Source organism: Streptomyces sp. NPDC090106 (assembly GCF_044747265.1).
In the GTDB taxonomy this organism is placed as follows: Bacteria; Actinomycetota; Actinomycetes; order Streptomycetales; family Streptomycetaceae; genus Streptomyces.
The window spans coordinates 602342-621662 of record NZ_JBIVDS010000003.1; the positions used below are offsets into that span (position 1 = coordinate 602342).

Genomic DNA, 19321 nt, shown 5'->3' on the forward strand with positions numbered 1-19321 from the left:
CTTACCGAGGTTTCTTCCCGCACACACCTCACTCACCGAACAGCGTCCACCCCTTGCCGTATCCGGAAGGTTCCCGATGCACCACAGACACCGCCATGCCCTGAAGCTGACCGCGCTCACCGCCGGCGCGGCGCTCCTCGCCACCGCGTGCAACGCCGCGGCGAAGAACGACGACGCCGCCGCCTCCGGGGGGAGCAGCGGCAAGTCGCTCGTTCTCGTCACCCCGGACCCTGTCGGTCAGAACGCGTTCCTCAAGCTCGCCGTCGACGGCATCAAGAGCGCGGCACAGGAGCAGGACGCGACCCAGAAGGTGTTCCAGTCCACGGACACCGCCACCCAGCAGCAGAACGTCCAGGCCGCGGTCGTCGCCCAGCCGGACGTCATCGTGCTGGTCGGCTTCGAGTTCGCCGACATCGTGGCACAGCAGGCGGAACGGAACCCGAAGCAGCAGTTCCTGCTGGTCGACGCGTGCACGACCAAGTCGTACGACAACGTCAGCTGCGCGGTCTTCCGCGAGCACGAGGGCGTCTACCTCGCGGGCGCCGAAGCCGGCCTGCTGAGCACCTCGGGACAGGTCGCCGCGGTGGGCGTGCTGGACACCCCCCAGTTCCGCCGCTACACCGACCCCTTCGCGGCCGGCGCCCGCAAGACCGCCCCGAAGACCCAGACGTCCAGCCGCTTCGTCGGCGGACAGTCTCCCTTCGACGACTCCGCCCGGGCCAAGGAACAGACGGCCACCCTGCTGTCCAAGGGGTACGACCACATCATGGCCGCCGCCGCGGCCGGCAACTACGGCGTCTTCGAAGCAGCCAAGGCGAAGGGCGCCTACGCCTACGGCGTCGACGTGAACCAGTGCCCGTCCTCGCCCGGCACCGTGGTCGACAACGTCATCAAACGGACCGACACCGTCGTGCAGAAGGGCATCGAGTCCGTCCTCGACGGCCAGACCGGCAAGACCGTCTCCTACGGTCTCAAGGAAGGCGGGGTGAGCCTGACCGGGCTGGAGGACGGCGTCGACTCCTCGAAATGCGTGATCGCCGACCACAAGGACGTCCTCAAGAAGGTCGCCGCGCTGCGCGACCAGATCGTGTCGGGGGAGTTGAAGGTCGATGACCCCGCAGCGGGCTGAGGGCGACCTCGCGGTCGAACTGAGGGGCATCACCAAGCGATTTCCCGGAACGCTCGCCAACGACGCCGTGGACCTGACGGTCCGACGCGGTGAGATCCACGCGCTCATGGGCGAGAACGGGGCCGGCAAATCGACCCTGATGTCGATCCTCTACGGCATGGAGCGTCCCGACGACGGCTCGATACATGTCGACGGGCGGGAGACGGCCTTCGCCAACTCCGGTGCCGCCATGGCCGCCGGGCTCGGCATGGTCCACCAGAGCTTCAAACTCTTCGGTTCACTCACCGTCGCCGAGAACGTCGTCTACGGTGCCGAGCCGAGGCGCTTCGGTCTGGTCGACCGGGCCGCGGCCCGCCGCCGGGTGCGCGAACTGGCCGAGGAACACGGGCTCGTCATCGACCCCGACGCCCGGGTCGACGAGCTCTCGGTGGGGCTGCGCCAATGGGTGGAGATCCTGAAACTGCTGCACCGGGGCGCGCGCACCCTGATCCTCGACGAGCCGACCGCCGTGCTCACGCCGGCCGAGGCGGACGCCCTGTTCGCCGTGCTCAAGTCGCTGACCGCGCAGGGCAGATCGGTCATCCTCGTCACCCACAAGCTGCGCGAGGTGCTGGAGGGCAGCGACCGGGTGACCGTCCTGCGCGACGGCAGGGTGAGCGCCCGGATGAACACGGCCGACACCTCCCCGGCGCAGATCGCCGCGGCGATGACCGGCCGCGCGGTCGAACTCGACCGGGTCCACGCCCCAGGACAGCCCCGGCACGTCGTGCTCGACGTCACCAAGCTCAGCACCAGCAGCGTCCACAGGGTCGATCTGACCGTCCGGGCCGGGGAGATCGTCGGCATCGCAGGCGTCGCCGGCAACGGCCAGAGCGAACTGATCGAGACGCTCGCCGGTCTCCGGCCCGCCACGTCCGGGCGCGTCGTGCTCGCCGGACAGGACATCACCCACGACTCGGCGGCCGACCGGCGGGCCCGAGGCCTGGCGTACGTCCCGGAGGACCGGCACGCCGTGGGCTCCGCCCCCGCCGCCTCGGTCGCCGACAACTTCGCCATGGGACACCACCGCACCTCCCTCTCCCGGCGGGGCCTGCTGCCGCCGGCCGCGGTCCGCGACCACGCACGGCGCCTGGTCGAACGCTTCGGCGTCAAGGCATCCACCCCCGAGGTCCCCGCCTCCGCCCTGTCCGGCGGCAACCTGCAAAAGCTGCTCATCGGCCGCGAACTCGCCCACGAGGCACCCCTGCTGCTCGTCGAACAGCCCACCCGCGGGGTCGACATCGGCGCCATCCAGAACATCCACGACCAGCTGATCGCCTACCGCGACGCCGGGCACGCCGTCCTCCTCGTCTCCGCCGAACTCAGTGAGATCCGCGGGCTCGCCGACCGGGTCCTGGTGATGTTCGAAGGCCGCGTCACCGCGGCGTACACCAAGGACGAGGCGGACGAACGGACGCTCGGGCTCGCCATGGCCGGCGGTGTCCGCACCGATTCCGCCCTCGCAGAGACGGCCGAATGACATGAACGACCGCACCGCTGGAGCCTTGCGCTCTCCCATCACCTTCTCCGTGTTCGCCGGCCTCGTCATCGGCGCGCTGCTCCTGCTCGGCACGGGTGCCAACCCGCTCACCGCGTACGGCGAGGTCATCTCTGGATCACTGGGCGAAGACGGCATCGGCTCCACGCTCACGACCACCACCAGCGTGCTGGGCCTCGCGCTCGCGCTCGCCGTTCCGCTGCGCGCCGGGCTGATCAACCTCGGCGGCGACGGACAGATGGTGCTCGGCGGCATCACCGCCGCCGTCGTGGGCCTCTACTCACCTTTGCCCGCTCCCCTCACCGTCGTGGCAGCCCTGATCGCGGCCATGGCCGTCGGCGCCGCCTACGCCGCGCTGGCCGCTGTGTGCGAGAACCACTTCGGTGTCCCCCTGCTCGTGAGCAGCCTGCTGCTGAGCTATCCGGCGATGTCCCTCGCCTCCTACCTCGCCCGCTATCCCCTCAAGGAGCCCGGCTCCAGCCTGCCGCAGACCCGCGCCATGCCCGACGGCGTGGACCTGCCCGCTTTCGGCGACTCGACCGTCACGGTCGGCCTGGTCCTCGTCGTACTGGCGGCAGCCGGTTACTGGTTCACCGACCGCCGCACCGCGTTCGGCTACGAGATCCGCATGACCGGCCTCAACCCCAGGTTCTCCGCCTACGCAGGCGTGCGCCGGGCAGGTCTCACCCTCAAGCTGATGTCCGTCTCGGGCGCACTCGCCGGACTGACCGGCGCGCTGGGAGTGCTGAGCTTCCCCTACCGGTTCGTCGACGGGGCACTGACCGCACCGGGCTACACCTGGACGGGACTGACGGCCGCGCTCCTCGCCGCGGCGGTCCCCCTGGGCACGGTGATCGCCTCGTTCTTCTTCGGCGTCCTCCAGGTCGGCGGTCTGGCCATGGAACGGACGACCGAGGTGCCGCGGGAACTCACCCAGGTCCTCCAGGCCATCGTCATCGTGTTCCTCGCGGCCCGCCTGCGCCTCCCGCGCCGTGCGAGCCGACAGAAGAAGAAGGCGGCCGTGTGATGTTCTTCGACTCCGACCTCCTGATGTCGGCGCTGCGGGCGCTGACCCCGATCCTGCTGGCCGCACTCGGCGGCGCCCTGTGCGAGCGGGCAGGCGTGTTCAACATCGGCCTCGAAGGCATGATGCTGCTCGGCTGCTTCACCTCGGTCGCCGTCAGCTGGTCCACCGGCAGCCCCTGGCTCGGCGTACTCGCCGCGGCCCTGGCCGCCGCCGGGTACTCGCTGATCCTCGCGGTGGGCACGGTGACCCTGCGCGGTGACGCCGTGGTCCTGGGCGTCGCCATGAACCTCCTGGCAGTGGGGCTGACCAGCTTCCTTCTGCGCACGGTCTTCGGCGTGCAGGGAACCTTCGACGACCCCGCACTCACCGGGCTGCCGCTGATCGGCGGCTTCACCCCGCTCGCCTACCTGTCCTGGATCGCCGTCGCCGTCGCCGGGCTGCTCCTGTCCCGGCACATGTGGGGACTGCGCCTGCGGGGAGTGGGCGAGACACCGGACGCGGCGGCCACCCTCGGTGTCAGCCCGGCACGCTACAAGTACGGGGCGGTCCTTCTCTCCGGCGTGCTGTGCGGGCTCGCCGGAGCACAACTCGCCCTGGGCAACGTCACCCTGTTCTCCGAGAACATGACCGCGGGCCGAGGCTGGATCGCCGTCGTGGCCGTGATGCTCGGCCGGGCCCTGCCGGTGGGCGTACTGCTCGCGGCCTTGCTCTTCGGCCTGGCGGAGGCCGCCGGTTTCCGCCTCCAGGGCATCGGACTGCCGCAACAGGCCACCGACGCCGCGCCGTACGTCGTGACGCTCGGCGCCCTCTTCCTCACCACCGCCCGACGCCGTCGGCGCGCCACCGCGGGAACCGCCGCATGACACCTCCTCCGCGGCCGGCCGGCCGCACACGACACGACCCGACGAGGCGGAACCACGACGGGGGAGCGGTGAAGGAGGAGACGTGGACACCGCGATCGACCTTCTGATCCACGGCGGAGACGTCCTCACGGTCGATCCGGCAGGCACCGTCGTGCCCGACGGAGCGGTCGCCGTCCACGACGGCGAGATCCTCGCCGTCGGCCCCGCACCGGATCTGGCGGCGACGTACACCGCGTGCGAGGAGATCGACGCGACCGGCTGCCTCGTCCTGCCCGGCCTGATCAACACGCACACCCACCTGGCCATGACACTCCTGCGCGGCCGAGCCGACGACGTCACCCTCCAGGGTTTCCTGGACAAGGTCCTCATGCGGGAGTCGAAGCTGCTGACCCCGCGGAGCGCGGCGGACGCGGTCAGGCTGGCTGTCGCCGAGAGCATCCGTGCGGGAGTGACCTCGGCACTGGACATGTACTGGTTCCATGAGGCGGCCGAGACCGTCGCGCGAGAGGCAGGCTGGCGACTGCACACGGGCCCCACCTTCATGGACGTCCCGGACCCGGCCGACGGGATCGCCTACGAGGACCGGCTGGCCTGGGCACGACGGCACCTGACGGCCCGGAAGCCTCCCGGCCCCGGCGGACGACAGGTGCTCTTCGCCCACTCCGCCTACACCCTCACCCCGCGACAGCTCACCGAAGTCTTCTCCCTTGCACGGGAGTTCGACGCGCTGATCCACATCCACGCGGCGGAGAACGCCGCCGAGGTGTCCACGGTCGAGACCCGCTACCGCAAGCGGCCGGTCGAACTGCTCGACTCCCTCGGGTTGTTGGGCCCGGACGTGCTGCTCGCCCATGCCGTGGACCTCACCGGACCGGAGATCGCGGCTCTGGCCCGCACCGGTACGTCGGTGGCCCACTGCCCGGTCTCCAACCTGAAGCTGGGGTGCGGGATCGCGCCGGTGCCGCAACTGCTGCGCGCGGGCGTGACCGTGGGACTGGGGACCGACGGAGCGGTCAGTTCCAACACCCTGGACGTACTGGGTGCGGTCCGGCAGGCGGCGCTGGTCCACAAGGCGGGCGGCGACCCGACAGCGGTCGGTGCCGAACAGGCCCTGCGCATGGCGACCGTCGAAGGCGCGCGAGCTCTCGGGCTGGCCGACCACCTGGGCTCGCTGGAGGCCGGCAAACGGGCCGACCTGATCGTGCTGGACCTGCGCGCCCCGCACCTCCAGCCGCCGCACGACCCATGGTCGGCACTCGCCTACGCGGCCCGAGCGGACGATGTGCGCGACACCGTGGTCGACGGCCGCGTCCTCATGCGCGACCGGGTCCTGACCACGGTCGACGAGGTCGCGGCACGGATCGCCCTCGCGGAGCGCAGCACGGGCGACGCGGCGCGGGAGACAGGCACCTGATCCGCCGCCACCCGCGCACACACCGCTCCATGTCACCCGGCCCGGCAGATCGTGAAGAGCGGGACCTCGGAGGGACCGACGCGAACCCGTCCGCCGCCGACGCCGACCCGGTTCGGCCCCTGTGCCGCCCGCTGACCTGACCGCGGCACCTGCCGCCGCGAAGGAAGCGGATCCCCTCGACGCAACTGCCGGAAAAACCAAAGGAGTCCACTGGAATGACGACTGACAGCACAGCAACAGCCTCCCGGGACACCGGGAATCCGTCGTCCGACCGCGAGATCAGCCCCGCCGTCACCGCCGTCCTTCGACGGCCGCCACGGCTGTTCATCGACGGCCGGCTGACCGAGGCGCACAGTGGCCGCAGCTGCGACGTCCTCGACCCGGCGACCGGCCGGCGCATCGCGACGGCCGCGGTGGCCGACGCCGTCGACGTCGACCGAGCGGTCACAGCCGCCGCGAAGGCGTTCCGTTACGACGCCCCGTGGCGCCGCATGAACGCCCTGGACCGCGGCCGGATCCTGGAGCGGTTCGCCCAGCTTCTGGAGCAGCACGCCGACGACCTGGCCGAACTGGAAGTACTCGACGCGGGCAAGCTGCGCGGCGCCGCTCGGCACGGAGACGTAGCCCTGGCGGTACGCCACCTCGCCTACTTCGCCGGCTGGACCAGCAAGATCGAGGGCAACACGATCCCGGTGTCCGTGCCCGACACCCTGGTGCGCACCGAACGTGAGCCCGTCGGTGTCGTCGCCCAGATCGTGCCGTGGAACTTCCCCCTCCTCATGGCCGTCTGGAAGATCGCCCCTGCCCTGGCGGCCGGCTGCACCATCGTGCTCAAGCCCGCGGAGAACACCCCTCTGACGGCCCTGCGCCTGGGCGAGCTCGGCTGCGAGGCCGGGCTGCCGCCCGGTGTGCTGAACGTCGTCCCCGGCTACGGGCCCGAGGCCGGTGAAGCGCTGGTCGACCATCCGCTGGTCGACAAGATCGCGTTCACCGGATCCACCCGGGTCGGTATCGGCATCGCGGCCCGTGCCGCCCTCCAGGTGAAGCGGGTCACCCTCGAACTCGGCGGCAAGAGCCCCAACATCGTGTTCGCCGACAGTCCGCTGGAAGCGACCGCGCAAGGCGCGGCGAACGCCATCTTCTCCAACGCCGGTCAGGCGTGTGCCGCCGGCTCACGCCTCTACGTCGAGCGATCGGCGTTCGACGACGTGGTGGGGCGCCTCGCGGAGATCGCCGACAACCTCGTCCCCGGACACGGCCTCGACCCGGCCACCACGGTCGGCCCCGTGATCAGCGCGACCCAGTTGGAACGCGTACGCGGCTACGTCACGGACTCCCTCGACCGCGGTGCCACCGCTGCCGCCGGAGGCCCCGGCCTGCCCGTCGGCGTCGACCCCCAAGGCCACTTCATGCGGCCGACCGTCCTGACCGACGTCGACGACAGCATGCCCGCGGTGCGGGAAGAGATCTTCGGCCCGGTCGTGGTGGCCCAGCCCTTCGATGCCCTGGAAGAGGTCGTCGATCGCGCCAACGACTCGCCGTACGGACTGGCGGCGGGTGTCTGGACGCGCGACATCTCCCGCGCCAACAGGCTGGCGGGCATGCTCCGGGCGGGCACCGTCTACCTCAACATGTGGGGTGCCACCGACGCCGCGGCACCGTTCGGCGGCTTCAAGCGGTCCGGCTACGGCCGCGACATGGGTCACGCCAACCTGGAGTCGTACCTGGAGACCAAGACCGTGTGGACCAGCCTCACTCCATGAGCGCGACGGACAGCGACGGCCCGGAGAACGGACACGAGCCGGCTTCACCCGGGGGAGGCGGAGAAACGGGTCCGCAGGGCTGCGACCGGCGCAGCGGCGGGAGCAGTGGACCGATACGCGTCGGCCGGGCGGCGGGACGCCAGCTCCGACTGGCCGTCGTCGTACAGGTACTCGCCGTCTCGTGCTGGTTCAGCGTGTCGGTCGTGGTGCCCTCCCTGCGCGTGCGCTGGGACCTGTCGGACACCCAGGTGTCGTGGCTGACCGGCGCCGTACAGATCGGCTTCGCCGCAGGCGCGATCGGGTCCGCGCTGCTCCGTCTGGCCGACCGCGTGGCGCCGCGCATCCTGATTCCGGCCGCCTGCGCCGTCACCGCGCTGGTCACCGCCGCGCCGGCACTGTTCGACCTCGGCTACCTGCCCACGGTGGTGCTGCGGGCGGCGGCCGGGATCGGCCTCGCCGCTGTCTACCCGCCCGGGATGAGGGTGGTGACCTCCTGGTACCGGGCTCGGCGTGGCAGCGCGGTGTCCGCCGTGGTCGCCGCTCTCACTCTGGGCACGGCCTTGCCGCATCTCGGGGAGGCCCTGCCCGTGTTCGAGTGGCGTGCGGTCCTGCTCTGCGCTTCCGCGGCGGCCCTGCTGGCGGGAGCGCTGGCCACCGCGACCCGGCCGGGGCCGTATGTGTCGCCTCCCGGGAAGCTGCTGCCGAGTGCGGCCCTGTGGCTGTTCCGCGACCGCCGTCAGCGACTGGCGACATTGGCCTACCTGGGCCACATGTGGGAGGTCTACAGCATGTGGGTGTGGCTCCCGACCCTGCTCACCGTGACGGCGGCCGGGGGCCGGGAGGGCGGCGTGGGCGCGTTGCTGGACCCTTCCTGGGGTTCCTTCACCGTGATCGGCGTCGCGGGTGTGGCCGGCTGTCTGCTGGCCGGCCGGGCCGCGGACCGCTTCGGTACGGTGCGGGTCGCGTCCGTGTGTCTGGCCGCCTCCGGCCTGTGCTGTCTGACGACACCGCTGCTGCCCGTCCTCCCCGCGCCGGCGGTGGCCGTGATCCTGCTCGTGTGGGGAGCCGCGGTCATCGGCGACTCGCCCCTGTATTCCGCCCTCCTCGGTGACCTCTGCTCGCCTCGCGCGGTGGGCACGGCCCTGACCATGCAGATGGCCGTGGGCTACGCGCTGAGCGTGATGTCGATCTGGACGCTGCCGTTGATGGCGAACGAGGTCGGCTGGCGCTACGCCTGCACGGCGCTGGCCGTAGGACCCGCGATCGGCCTGCTGTCCCTGCGGCTCTTGCACAAGACGTTCTGACGTGTTCCCGACCGGCGCCGGGGGATTCCGGCCCCGGCCCCGCAACGACCACCTGCTTCGAGAGGATCTGAGAGTGAAGCTCGCTCGCACGAGAGACGACCTGATGGAACAGCTCGCGGAGGTGGGCAGAACCGCGGTGGCCCGCGGGCTCGTGCTGGCGAGCGGCGGAAACCTCTCGGCGCGCCTGCCGGGCGCGGACGAGTTCGTCGTCACCGGGGCCGGAACCTGGCTGGACCGTCTGGAGCCGGACGATTTCGCCGTCATGAGCACGGCCGGCGTCCGAATCGGCGGCGCAGAGCTGCCGTCCAGCGAGTGGAAGCTGCACCAGCGGACCTACCAGGTGCGGCCCGACGCGAACTGCGTGATCCATCTCCACCCGCAGTACGCGGTCATGCTGGACGCCATGGGGGAGGACATCCGGCTCATCACCCTGGACCACGCCTACTACGTGCGGTCGATCGGCACGGTGCCGTACTACCCCAACGGGTCGGACGAACTCGCCGACGGCGCCGCTGAGCAGGCCCGGGAACACGACTGCGTCGTGCTGTCGCACCACGGTTCCTCCTCCCTCGGGGAGGACGTCGGCATGGCCTTCCGCAGAGCGATGAACCTTGAGGAAGCCGCCACCACCACCTACCGCGCCCTGGCGTTGGGCGATCGGCACACCGCGTTCCCGGCGGAGAGCTTCTCGGAGTTGCATCACGCCTGACCGTACGGTTCCGGCCCCGCCGTCACGCCGACTCCCGCACCACGAGTTCCGGCTCGAAGACGACCGACCTCGGCTCGGTACGGACGCCGTGGATGTGCTCGTCGAGCAGCCGGGCCATCTCCGCGGCCATCTCCTCCACCGGCTGGCGGACGGTGGTCAGTCGGGGGCGGCAGGCGACGGCGACGCTGGAGTCGTCGAAGCCGACGACCGCCACGTCCTGCGGGACCCTGACGCCGCGCTCGCGCAGCACCTGGCAGGCGCCCTGCGCCATGAGGTCGTTGGCGGCGAACACACCGTCCGTGTCGGGATGGCGGGCCAGCAGGTCGGACATGGCCGCGATGCCGCTGTCGAGGGTGAAGCCGCCCTCGGCGACCGGGACATAGGGGTGGCCGTGCCGGGCGAGCGTGTCGCGAAAGCCGGCCAGCCGCTCCTGGCTCGCGGCGACGTCCAACGGGCCGCTGATCGTGGCGAGTCGGCGGCAGCCGCGCGCGAGCAGATGCTCGGCGGCCAGGCGCGCTCCGTCCCGGTGCGCCAGGTCGACGTAGCTGAGCGGAACCGGGCGCGAGGGGCGGGCGAAGAGCACGGCGGGGAGCCGGGCGTCGGCGAGGAGGGCGGGCAACGGGTCGTCGGCGTGGGTGGAGACCACGAGGGCGCCGTCGGCACGCCCCTGCCGCAGATACGTCAGGACTTCCTGACGGGCCTCGGCGGACTCCGCGAACATCAGCACCGGGTGCAGGGAGCGCGGGCGCAGATGGCCGACGACGCCCGCGACCACCCGCCCGAAGAAAGGGTCGGCGAACACACGGGCGGCGAAGGCGTTCTGGGCGGCGTCCGAGGTGTCGCCCGCGCCGGACACCACCAGGGCCACGGTCTCGGACCGTCGGGTCACCAGGGAGCGGGCGGCCCGGTTCGGCGCGTATCCCGTGCTGTCGATGGCACGGCGGACCAGGTCCTGGATCTCCGGGTCGACGTTGCGGGTGCCGTTGACCACCCGGGACACGGTGGCCCGGGAGACACCGGCCTCCCGGGCGACGTCCTCCAACGTCGGGGCCCGTCTGCGCATGCAGGCACCCTAACGGACCGGGCGATCAAGCAATAGAGCGCTCTCCGGCACCGGTCCGCCGGCCGGGCGAGTCGGCGGACCGAGAGAACGGTGGTCAGGCGTACACGCCGAAGCCGTACAGCGAGTACCCCCAACCCGTGCCCCGGGCGGTGCCGTTGACCCGCACATAGCGTCCCGTGCCGGTGACGTCGAAGTCGTCGACGCCACCGTTGCCGTCGGTCACGTTGTGCACGGTCCGCCAGTTCTGGCCGTCGTCGGAGGTCTGGACGGTGTACGCCTTCGCGTACGAGGCCTCCCAGTACAGCTGGACGTGCCGGAACGTGGTGCGGGTGCCCAGGTCGACCTGGAGCCACTGGGGGTCGCTCCAGTCGCTGGCCCAGCGGGTGGCGGGGTCCGCGTCGACCGCGTTGGCGGCGGGGCAGGGGCAGTCGCCGTAACTCGCCTGGAACGACGAGGCGGTGGCCGGTCTGCCCCGGGCCAGGTCGGTGCCGGACGGCACCGGCGGGACGACGCGGACCGAGCGGCTCTCGACGCCGACGTTGCCCCGCCCGTCGGTCGCCTTGACGTACATCTTCCACACCCCGGGACGGTCGGGCGCGGTCACCTTCAGCCGGCTGCCGCCCAGATCGGTGAAGGGCAGCGAGGCCAGGTTCTTGCCCTGGTCGATGTACATGCTGTTGTCGAGGACCTCGTAGGAGACCGGGTCGCCGTCGGGGTCGGTGGCCTTGACCGACAGGACGAGGTCGCGCCCGGCCTGCACCTGGCCCGCGTCGCCCTCCACGGCCAGGTCGGAGATGACGGGCGGGGTGTTGTCGCGCGTGGTGTCGGCGCCGTAGGCCGTCTTCACGGCGTAGTACGACAGGCGCTTCTGGCCCGCGGGCAGCAGGTTGAACCAGATGCCGCCGAAGTCGTACTCGGTGCCGTAGTGGAACATCGTGGCGCCGAGCGCGACGCCCCGGTGTCCGGTGACGCAGTCCCAGGCGCGTGTGTAACCGTCGGCCTTGGCCCGGTCGGTGGGTTCGAGCGGGACGCCGTTGGCGTCGTCGGGAACCTCCCACTCGCCGGCCGGGCCGGTTTCGGTGACGATGTACGGCTTGGAGTAACCGCCCTGCTCCCAGGCGGACTTGATGTCGCAGACCGCGTTGTAGGCGTTCACCGCGTACAGGTCGAGGTCCGGCGCGTTCCTCTTGTAGTACGGCCAGGCCCCCACCCAGGCGTCGGTGGAGGTGACGGGGTGGTCGGGATCGACGGCGTGGATCTTCCTGGTGATGTCGTTGACGAGGGTGGTGTAGGCGTCGCGCTGCCGCTCCAACTCCTCGCCGCTGTAGCAGTTCTGCAGGCCGAGGACGGACTCGTTGCCGACGTTCCACATGAGTACGCCGGGGTTGTCCTTGTACGTCCGGACCCACTGGGGGAACTCGTCGAGCATCTGGTTCTTGTACGCCGTGTCGGTCACGTAGTTCACGCAGCCGCCGCTGCCGGGGCCGCCGCCGGGCTGGAGCCAGAAACCGGCGATCACCTTGATGCCGTGGGCGGCGGCGGAGTCCAGCAGGGGCTTGGTGGTCGCGTCGGTGCCCCAGGTGCGGATCGTGTTGACGCCCATGGACCGCAGGTCCGGCATGTACTTCTCGGCGTCCGCGACGCTCGGGCCCCAGGTCAGGCCCTTGATCTGATACGGCTGCCCGTCCACGGTCAGCTGCCAGGAGCCCTGGCTGCCGGTGACCTTGACGACGCTGCCGGCGGCGTGCGCCTGGGCGGCGGGCAGTGCGACGAGGGAGCCGGTGGCCAGGACGCCGGCGAGGAGAGGTGCCGCGGAGCGGCGCGTTCCGGAGCGGGTGAGTGTGCTGGAGCGTGTGCGGGGTCGTGGGGTCATCGCTGCTGCTCCTCAGGGGAGTTCGTAGTGCTCGTCCAGGGCCGCGCCCGCCTCCGGGTGGGTCTCGTCGTAGCCGCGCGCGTCGCACTGCAGCCCGCCGACGATGCAGTGGTCGACCAGCGCGGTGAGCGTGGGGTCGTCCCAGGCGTTGAAGAAGTCGTAGTGGAAGGTGTGGCCCGCTCCGCTGGCCAGGCGCACCTGGGACATGTCTCCGTTGACCGGGAAGGCCATCTTGAACTCGATCATCGGCAGGGCGACCGGGTGGTCGGCCGGACAGATGTTGTCGTTGGTGCCGGGCTTGACCACCGGGTAGGCCATGTGGCTCTTGTGGTCGGGGGTGTCGAGATACCTGCCGTCCCAGCAACTGGGCGCCTGGAAGCGGATGTTGAGCTGTACGTCGGCGCGGCTCGGGCAGGTCGCCGGGAACTCGGTGTTGAAGAAGCTGTCGCCGCACTCCCAGCCCTCGACGAAGCCCGGGTGGTGGCGGAAGTCGTCGGCGCTCTGCATCGGGCTGCCGACGACGAACCTGAGTCCCTTGGGGAAGGGGCGCACGCTGGTGTAGTCGGTGACGCCCGTCTTGTAGTAGATGACCTGCGGTCCCACCGGGAGGATCGGCCGGTCGCCGTTGTAGACGGTGGGCATCCAGTACCCGGACCGGTCGCCCGGAGCCTTGCAGGTCGTGCCGCCGGTCGCCAGTGAGGCGGTCGTGCTGTAGGCGTCGGTGGTGGTGTTGCCCATGAACGTGTGGTCGTGGGACTTGCCGGGCTGCTGCGGATAGACGATGGGGTCGTCGGGGCGGGTGTGGGTGACCGAGCAGTTGGCCTGGAACTCGTGGAAGTAGCGGTGGGGCGGGTTCTGCGTGGACGGTGTCACGCCGGTGACCGGCGGGTTCGCCGGGATGTAGCCGTCGCCGTCCGGGTCCTCCGGCGAGGAGGCCACGGATGCGGCCATCGCGTGGCCGGAGTGGGCGGCCGCGAACGCCTTCCCGGCCGGGCTGTGCGGTGCGGGCGGGCCGGAGCTGACGGCGACGCCGCCCAGTCCGAGCGAGGTCAGCAGGAGCGCGCTGGCGATGAGCGTGACGGACAGGCCTTTCGATCTCCGTGACATGGAGACCTCCTCCTGTGCTGTGGGGGTCAGGGAGCGCCGGATCAGAGATGGGAGAGCGCTCTCCCGCCGAGGAGTGTTGAGGGCATGTCATCAAGGTGTCAAGGGATCCGGCGGAAGCGGACCCGGAAAGATTTCAACTTCCGAAGGCTTGCCGAGAGTTGTGACTCATCAGTTAAATCAAGACGTGAACTAAGCGTCGGGGTGCAGCCCTTGGCGTGCCCACCGCCTGCCCATCGGCGGCTCCCCAGTGTTCCCTTCTCCACCACACCCGCAGGGACCTCCATGAGACTGAGATCCACGGGCGTCGCGCTCGCCGCCATGGCAGCGCTGCTCGCCCTCCCCGCCGCCCACTCGGCCGGTGCGGCCGAACTCCCGCTGTCACAAGGCAGAACCGCGACGTCCTCCTCCGACGAGAACGCCGGCACCGCGGCAGCCGCCGCCGTCGACGGCGACACCGCCACCCGCTGGTCGTCGGCCGCCACCGACACCCAGTGGCTCCAGGTCGACCTCGGCGCCACCGCCACGCTCTCCAAGGTCGTCCTCAACTGGGAGGCGGCCTACGGCAAGGACTACAAGATCCAGGCCTCCGCCGACGGCAGCACCTGGACCGACCTGACCTCCGTCACCGGCGGCGACGGAGGCACCGACACCCTCGACGTCTCCGGCCAGGGCCGCTACGTCAGGATGTACGGCATCCACCGCGCCACCCAATGGGGCTACTCCCTCTGGGAGTTCCAGGTCTTCGGCACCTCAGGCACCGGCACCGCCTCCTGCGACACGGCCAACGCCGCGAAGGGGCAGCCCGCCACGGCCTCCTCCACGGAGAACGCCGGCACCCCCGCCTCCGCAGCCTTCGACGGCGACACCGGCACCCGCTGGTCCAGCCAGGCCTCCGACCCGCAATGGGTCCGCGTCGACCTCGGCTCGGTCAAGAACCTCTGCAAGATCGACCTGAACTGGGAGGCCGCCTACGCCAAGGAGTTCCAGATCCAGGCCTCCACCGACGGCCAGAACTGGACCACCCTCAAGAGCGTCACCGGCGCGAGCGGCGGCACCGCCTCCTACGACATCACCGGCTCCGGCCGCTACGTCCGCGTCAACGGCACCGTCCGCGCCACGGGTTACGGCTACTCCCTGTGGGAGGTCGCCGTCCACACCACCACCAGCGGCGTGCCCCCGGTCCAGGGCGGCGGCGACCTCGGGCCGAACGTCATCGTCGTCGACCCCAGCACCCCCAACCTCCAGCAGAAGTTCGACACCGTCTTCGCCCAGCAGGAGTCCAGCCAGTTCGGCGACGGTCGCTACCAGTTCCTCCTCAAGCCCGGCACCTACAACGGCATCAACGCCCAACTCGGCTTCTACACCTCGATCTCCGGACTCGGCCTCAACCCCGACGACACCCAGATCAACGGCGACATCACCGTCGACGCGGGCTGGTTCAACGGCAACGCCACCCAGAACTTCTGGCGCTCGGCGGAGAACCTCGCCATCACACCGTCCAACGGCACCGACCGCTGGGCCGTCGCCCAGGCCGCGCCCTTCCGCCGTATCCACGTCAAGGGCGGCCTCAACCTGGCACCCAACGGCTACGGTTGGGCCTCCGGAGGCTACATCGCCGACTCGAAGATCGACGGCACCGTGGGCCCCTACTCCCAGCAGCAGTGGTACACCCGTGACAGCTCCGTCGGCGGCTGGACCAACGGCGTGTGGAACATGACCTTCACCGGAGTCCAGGGCGCCCCGGCGACCAACTTCGACTCAGGGCCGTACACCACCCTCGACACCACACCCGTCTCCCGTGAGAAGCCGTTCCTCTACCTCGACGGCAGCACCTACAAGGTGTTCGTGCCCGCCAAGCGCACCAACGCCCGCGGCGTCTCCTGGCCGGCGAACGCCGGCACCTCGCTCCCGCTCGACCAGTTCTACGTCGTCAAGCCGGGCGCCACCGCCGCCACCATCAACCAGGCACTCGCCCAGGGCCTCGACCTCCTGTTCACCCCCGGCGTCTACCACCTCGACCAGACCATCGACGTCACCCGCGCCGACACCGTCGTCCTCGGACTCGGCCTGGCCACGCTCGTACCGGACAACGGCATCGATGCCATGCACGTCGCCGACGTCGACGGCGTCCGCCTCGCCGGCTTCCTCATCGACGCGGGCCCCGTCAACTCCGACACCCTGCTGCGGATCGGCCAGCCCGGCGCCGCCGCCGACCACTCCGCAGACCCGACCACCGTCCAGGACGTGTTCGTCCGCGTCGGCGGAGCCGGAGCCGGCCTCGCCACCAACTCCGTCGTCGTCAACAGCGACGACGTCGTCATCGACCACACCTGGCTGTGGCGTGCCGACCACGGCGCCGGCGTCGGCTGGGACACCAACCGCGCCGACTACGGCCTCACCGTCAACGGCGACGACGTCCTGGCCACGGGCCTGTTCGTCGAGCACTTCAACAAGTACGACGTCCTGTGGAACGGCGAACGAGGCCGCACCATCTTCTTCCAGAACGAGAAGGCCTACGACGCCCCGAACGCCGCCGCCATCACCCATGACGGCATCGTCGGATACGCCGCCTACAAGGTCGCCGACACCGTGACCCAGCACGAGGCCTGGGGACTGGGCAGCTACTGCAACTACACCTCCGATCCGACCATCGTCCAGACACACGGCTTCCAGGTCCCCGTCACCGCCGGGGTCAAGCTGCACGACGTGCTGGTCATCTCCCTCGGCGGCAAGGGGCAGTACGCCCACGTCGTCAACAACACCGGCGCCCCGACCTCGGGCACGGACACCGTCCCGTCGAAGCTGACGTCGTTCCCGTGACCGGCAGGACGGCATGACCGCCGCACCGGGCGAGACGCTGCGCCCCTGACCGCCTGCCGGGACCCGCGAGCTGCGGGTCCCGGCAGACACGCGGGGCGAGTCTCTGGATCCGCGTCGATACACGCCCGTTCACGGCGGCCACCGTGATGGTCCGGGTGGCGACGGCTTCGAAGCAGGGCCGGTCTCGCGGAACTCTCAACACATCCTGCTGCCCTGACCGCGCAGCCTTACCTTGCGTTCCGTGAAGGGTGAGTCCCGGCCACACGCCGGTACCGTCTGCTGCCGTCGCGCGGCGCTGCGTATCCGTGCGCCTCTTCTGCCGCCGTCTCAGCGGAGCCGCACGGCAGGGGAGTACCCGCACAGGTACGTCAGGAAGGCGGCCCCGCCATGCCCAGAACCGTCCGCGCCCGCAGAACGCTGCTCGCCTCCGCTCTCGCCGGCAGCCTGCTCCTGAGCGGCTGCGACCTGAACTGGGGCGAAGAGGCGGGCAGCACGGACGACGGCCCGGTCACCCTGGGGTTCGTCAACGGCGGATCCACCCGGTTCCACCGCTGTCTCCAGGAGGCCGTCGAGCAGACCGCCGCCAACTACCTCGCCGTGATCCACACGGCCAAGTCCCAGCAGGACGCCACGACGGAGCTGGCCAACATCGAGGACATGATCGCTCGGAAGGTGGACGCGCTGATCGTGCAGACCGTCGACGTCGACGCGCTCCAGGACGACATAGCCCAGGCCAGAGAGGCGGGCGTGCCGATCTTCCTCACCTCGATCGTGCCAGACGACACCTCCGACATCCTCGGAGCCGTAGTCGTCGACCTGAAGAAGGTGGGCGAACTGGACGCGGGCTGGATCCAGCGGGACGCCGCCGGAAAGGACGTGCGCGTCGCCATCGTCGCCGGTGCGCCGGGTGCCGCCTCCGATCTGCTGGTCGGCGGGTTCAAGGGCGCCCTGCCGGACAACGCGACGGTCGTCGCGAGCCGACCCGGCATGTACGACGCGGCCAAGGCCCGGAAGGTCGCCGACAGCATGATCGAGGAACACCCGGACCTCGACTACGCCTTCGTCGCCAACGAGGAGATGGCGTTCGCCGTCCGCGAGGCCTTCGACGAGGCCGGCGCCGAGAACGTCAGGATCGTCACCGTCAACGGCACCGACGAGGGCCTGGCCGCGTTGAAGGACGGACGTTTCGCGGCCACCGTCGCCAACTCGGCCGCGGACACCGGCGAGTTGGCCGTGAGCAACGCGCTCGATCTGCTGCGCGGTGACGACAGCGTCGACAAGGTGGCCACCACTCCGGTGCGCCTCATCACCAAGGGCAACGCGGACACGGCTCCCCTCTACTGCGATCCCGAGATCGACTGAGATCGGGATCGGTGGGCGGCGGGTCCGACTTCCAGCTCCAAATCGGGCGCGGGAAGCGTAGGTCCGGAGACACCATGGCGTCATGGATCTGGTCGCGAAGGAACCTCGGATCGACGATGCCTTCGGCAGTGTTCTGACCCGCTGCTGGATGGCCGGTGCCACACCGTGGTCGGCAGCGGAAGTGATCGAGCGCGACGACGGCCTGATCGCGGTCAATGACGCCTCCCGCTACTTCAGCGAGCCCGCGCAGTGGTCGGCGCTGGACCGGTGGGCGTGGGAACAGGCCGAGGGCCGGATCCTGGACGTGGGGTGCGGCGGCGGGCGCCATGCGGTCGCGTGGGTGGCCCGTGGGCACGAGGTGGTCGGGGTGGACCCGTCTCCCGGGGCCGTGCGCATCACGCGCGAGCGAGGGGTCGACGCTGTGCTCGGCGCGGTGCCGTCCCTGCCCGCGCACCTCGGACGGTTCGACACGATTGCCCTGTGCGGGGACAGCATCGGCCTGCTGGGCGGCGCCGAGCAGGCGGCTGAGGTCCTGTCGGCCCTTGCGGCGGTGGCCCGCCCCGGTGCTCGGCTGATCGGCACCGGCACGGATCCCGGCGACGGCGTGGGCACGGTCCACGCCGCCTACCACTCCTGGAACCTCCGCCGTGGCCGGGCACGCGGACAGTTGCGGCTGCGTGTACGGGACGGCGCGGTGGCGACGCCCTGGTTCGACTACTGGTTGGCGTCGCCGGACGAGTTCACCGCGGCCGTGGACGGATCCGCCTGGATCCTGGAGACGCTGGAGCGAGACGCCACCGGATCCGGGTACGCGGTGAGCCTGCGCCTGCGCCTGCGCACATAAGGCTCCCCGACGCCGACCCTGGCTCTGGCCGGCGCTGCCTTGTATGTGTCGCGCAGGCGTGGTGGCCGCGCTCTGCCTGATCGCCGGCACCACTGCCGCAACCGCCTCGGCAGCTCCGCGAACGGACCCCGTCCAGACCTTCCGCAACCGGGCCACGGACGGGTGCCTGGACCACAACAACATCGACGGTGTGCGGAGCTCCCCGTGCAACAGCGGCCCGTGGCGGAAGTGGGACGAGTTGGTTCGTCCTCCGGCTCGCCGACGGCGTCGCGTTCCAGAGGCGCCGAGGCGGCGGATCCGCCGATGCCGCTGCCTCTCGCGACTGCCTCTCGCGACGGCAGGCAGACGGTCCGGAGCTCAGGCCGGCCCATCCTGAGGGGTGGGGGGGGGGGGGGGCCCCCCCCCCCCCCCCCCCCCCCCCCCCCCGGGCGCCCCCCCCCCGGGGGGGGGCGCGGGGCCCCGCGCCGGTGGAGGTGTGCGAGACCCCCCCATCACCGGGCGCCGCG

The 19321-nt window shown here is 70.8% G+C and carries 14 protein-coding genes; 11 read left to right on the top strand and 3 right to left on the bottom strand.

The genetic code is table 11. The features are described from left to right. The first annotated feature begins 76 nt into the window (after positions 1-76). The 8 genes from ACIPSE_RS12630 (at position 77) to ACIPSE_RS12665 (ending at position 9746) form a co-directional block, all read left to right on the top strand. Positions 77-1129, top strand: a complete 1053-nt coding sequence (locus ACIPSE_RS12630; RefSeq protein ID WP_401661192.1) for a BMP family ABC transporter substrate-binding protein — start codon at positions 77-79, stop codon at positions 1127-1129. After that, the gene (locus ACIPSE_RS12635) at positions 1110-2648 is read left to right on the top strand and encodes an ABC transporter ATP-binding protein (protein WP_401661195.1); all 1539 of its coding nucleotides are present in this window, start codon (positions 1110-1112) and stop codon (positions 2646-2648) included. Before ACIPSE_RS12630 ends, ACIPSE_RS12635 begins: the two co-directional genes overlap by 20 nt. A gap of 1 nt (position 2649) precedes the next feature. Beyond that, complete coding sequence (locus ACIPSE_RS12640) at positions 2650-3693, top strand: ABC transporter permease (protein ID WP_401661198.1); 1044 nt, start codon at positions 2650-2652, stop codon at positions 3691-3693. Continuing rightward, positions 3693-4556 (top strand): ABC transporter permease, encoded by an 864-nt coding sequence (locus ACIPSE_RS12645; RefSeq protein ID WP_401661200.1) that lies wholly within the window; start codon positions 3693-3695, stop codon positions 4554-4556. The genes ACIPSE_RS12640 and ACIPSE_RS12645 overlap by 1 nt, the downstream gene beginning before the upstream one ends. An 82-nt stretch (positions 4557-4638) precedes the next feature. Beyond that, entirely contained in the window at positions 4639-5970 is a 1332-nt protein-coding gene (locus tag ACIPSE_RS12650; RefSeq protein ID WP_401661203.1) for an amidohydrolase, read from the top strand. Positions 5971-6185: 215 nt separating this feature from the next. Further along, a complete protein-coding gene (locus ACIPSE_RS12655) occupies positions 6186-7733 on the top strand; it encodes an aldehyde dehydrogenase family protein (RefSeq protein WP_401661206.1) in 1548 nt (515 codons plus the stop codon). Continuing rightward, complete coding sequence (locus ACIPSE_RS12660) at positions 7730-9037, top strand: MFS transporter (RefSeq protein ID WP_401661209.1); 1308 nt, start codon at positions 7730-7732, stop codon at positions 9035-9037. Before ACIPSE_RS12655 ends, ACIPSE_RS12660 begins: the two co-directional genes overlap by 4 nt. Before the next feature lie 73 nt (positions 9038-9110). After that, positions 9111-9746 (top strand): class II aldolase/adducin family protein, encoded by a 636-nt coding sequence (locus ACIPSE_RS12665; RefSeq protein WP_401661212.1) that lies wholly within the window; start codon positions 9111-9113, stop codon positions 9744-9746. A 22-nt stretch (positions 9747-9768) separates the two neighbouring features. Here the strand turns inward: ACIPSE_RS12665 and ACIPSE_RS12670 are convergent, their stop codons facing one another. The 3 genes from ACIPSE_RS12670 to ACIPSE_RS12680 all read right to left on the bottom strand — a co-directional run bounded on the left by ACIPSE_RS12670 (position 9769) and on the right by ACIPSE_RS12680 (position 13789). Further along, positions 9769-10809 carry a LacI family DNA-binding transcriptional regulator gene (locus ACIPSE_RS12670; protein ID WP_401661215.1) on the bottom strand — a complete coding sequence of 347 codons (1041 nt, stop codon included), beginning with the start codon at positions 10807-10809 and terminating at the stop codon, positions 9769-9771. 94 nt (positions 10810-10903) lie between these two features. After that, positions 10904-12682 (bottom strand): discoidin domain-containing protein, encoded by a 1779-nt coding sequence (locus ACIPSE_RS12675; RefSeq protein WP_401661218.1) that lies wholly within the window; start codon positions 12680-12682, stop codon positions 10904-10906. Positions 12683-12694: 12 nt separating this feature from the next. Further along, entirely contained in the window at positions 12695-13789 is a 1095-nt protein-coding gene (locus ACIPSE_RS12680; protein WP_401661220.1) for a DUF1996 domain-containing protein, read from the bottom strand. A 282-nt stretch (positions 13790-14071) separates the two neighbouring features. On the opposite strand from ACIPSE_RS12680, the gene ACIPSE_RS12685 reads away from it, so the two are divergent. The 3 genes from ACIPSE_RS12685 to ACIPSE_RS12695 all read left to right on the top strand — a co-directional run bounded on the left by ACIPSE_RS12685 (position 14072) and on the right by ACIPSE_RS12695 (position 18815). Further along, positions 14072-16609 (top strand): discoidin domain-containing protein, encoded by a 2538-nt coding sequence (locus ACIPSE_RS12685; protein WP_401661223.1) that lies wholly within the window; start codon positions 14072-14074, stop codon positions 16607-16609. Between the two features lie 387 nt (positions 16610-16996). Then, on the top strand, positions 16997-17971 hold the full coding sequence (locus ACIPSE_RS12690) for a sugar ABC transporter substrate-binding protein (RefSeq protein ID WP_401661225.1): 975 nt from the start codon (positions 16997-16999) through the stop codon (positions 17969-17971). 82 nt (positions 17972-18053) lie between these two features. Next, complete coding sequence (locus tag ACIPSE_RS12695) at positions 18054-18815, top strand: class I SAM-dependent methyltransferase (protein WP_401661228.1); 762 nt, start codon at positions 18054-18056, stop codon at positions 18813-18815. Positions 18816-19321: the final 506 nt, after the last annotated feature.

Bases quoted from the DNA above. Each gene is read 5' to 3' on its own strand.
- ACIPSE_RS12630 (WP_401661192.1), top strand. From the start codon at position 77: ATGCACCACAGACACCGCCATGCCCTGAAGCTGACCGCGCTCACCGCC.
- ACIPSE_RS12635 (WP_401661195.1), top strand. From the start codon at position 1,110: ATGACCCCGCAGCGGGCTGAGGGCGACCTCGCGGTCGAACTGAGGGGC.
- ACIPSE_RS12640 (WP_401661198.1), top strand. From the start codon at position 2,650: ATGAACGACCGCACCGCTGGAGCCTTGCGCTCTCCCATCACCTTCTCC.
- ACIPSE_RS12645 (WP_401661200.1), top strand. From the start codon at position 3,693: ATGTTCTTCGACTCCGACCTCCTGATGTCGGCGCTGCGGGCGCTGACC.
- ACIPSE_RS12655 (WP_401661206.1), top strand. From the start codon at position 6,186: ATGACGACTGACAGCACAGCAACAGCCTCCCGGGACACCGGGAATCCG.
- ACIPSE_RS12660 (WP_401661209.1), top strand. From the start codon at position 7,730: ATGAGCGCGACGGACAGCGACGGCCCGGAGAACGGACACGAGCCGGCT.
- ACIPSE_RS12670 (WP_401661215.1), bottom strand. From the start codon at position 10,809: ATGCGCAGACGGGCCCCGACGTTGGAGGACGTCGCCCGGGAGGCCGGT.
- ACIPSE_RS12675 (WP_401661218.1), bottom strand. From the start codon at position 12,682: ATGACCCCACGACCCCGCACACGCTCCAGCACACTCACCCGCTCCGGA.
- ACIPSE_RS12680 (WP_401661220.1), bottom strand. From the start codon at position 13,789: ATGTCACGGAGATCGAAAGGCCTGTCCGTCACGCTCATCGCCAGCGCG.
- ACIPSE_RS12685 (WP_401661223.1), top strand. From the start codon at position 14,072: ATGAGACTGAGATCCACGGGCGTCGCGCTCGCCGCCATGGCAGCGCTG.
- ACIPSE_RS12690 (WP_401661225.1), top strand. From the start codon at position 16,997: ATGCCCAGAACCGTCCGCGCCCGCAGAACGCTGCTCGCCTCCGCTCTC.
- ACIPSE_RS12695 (WP_401661228.1), top strand. From the start codon at position 18,054: ATGGATCTGGTCGCGAAGGAACCTCGGATCGACGATGCCTTCGGCAGT.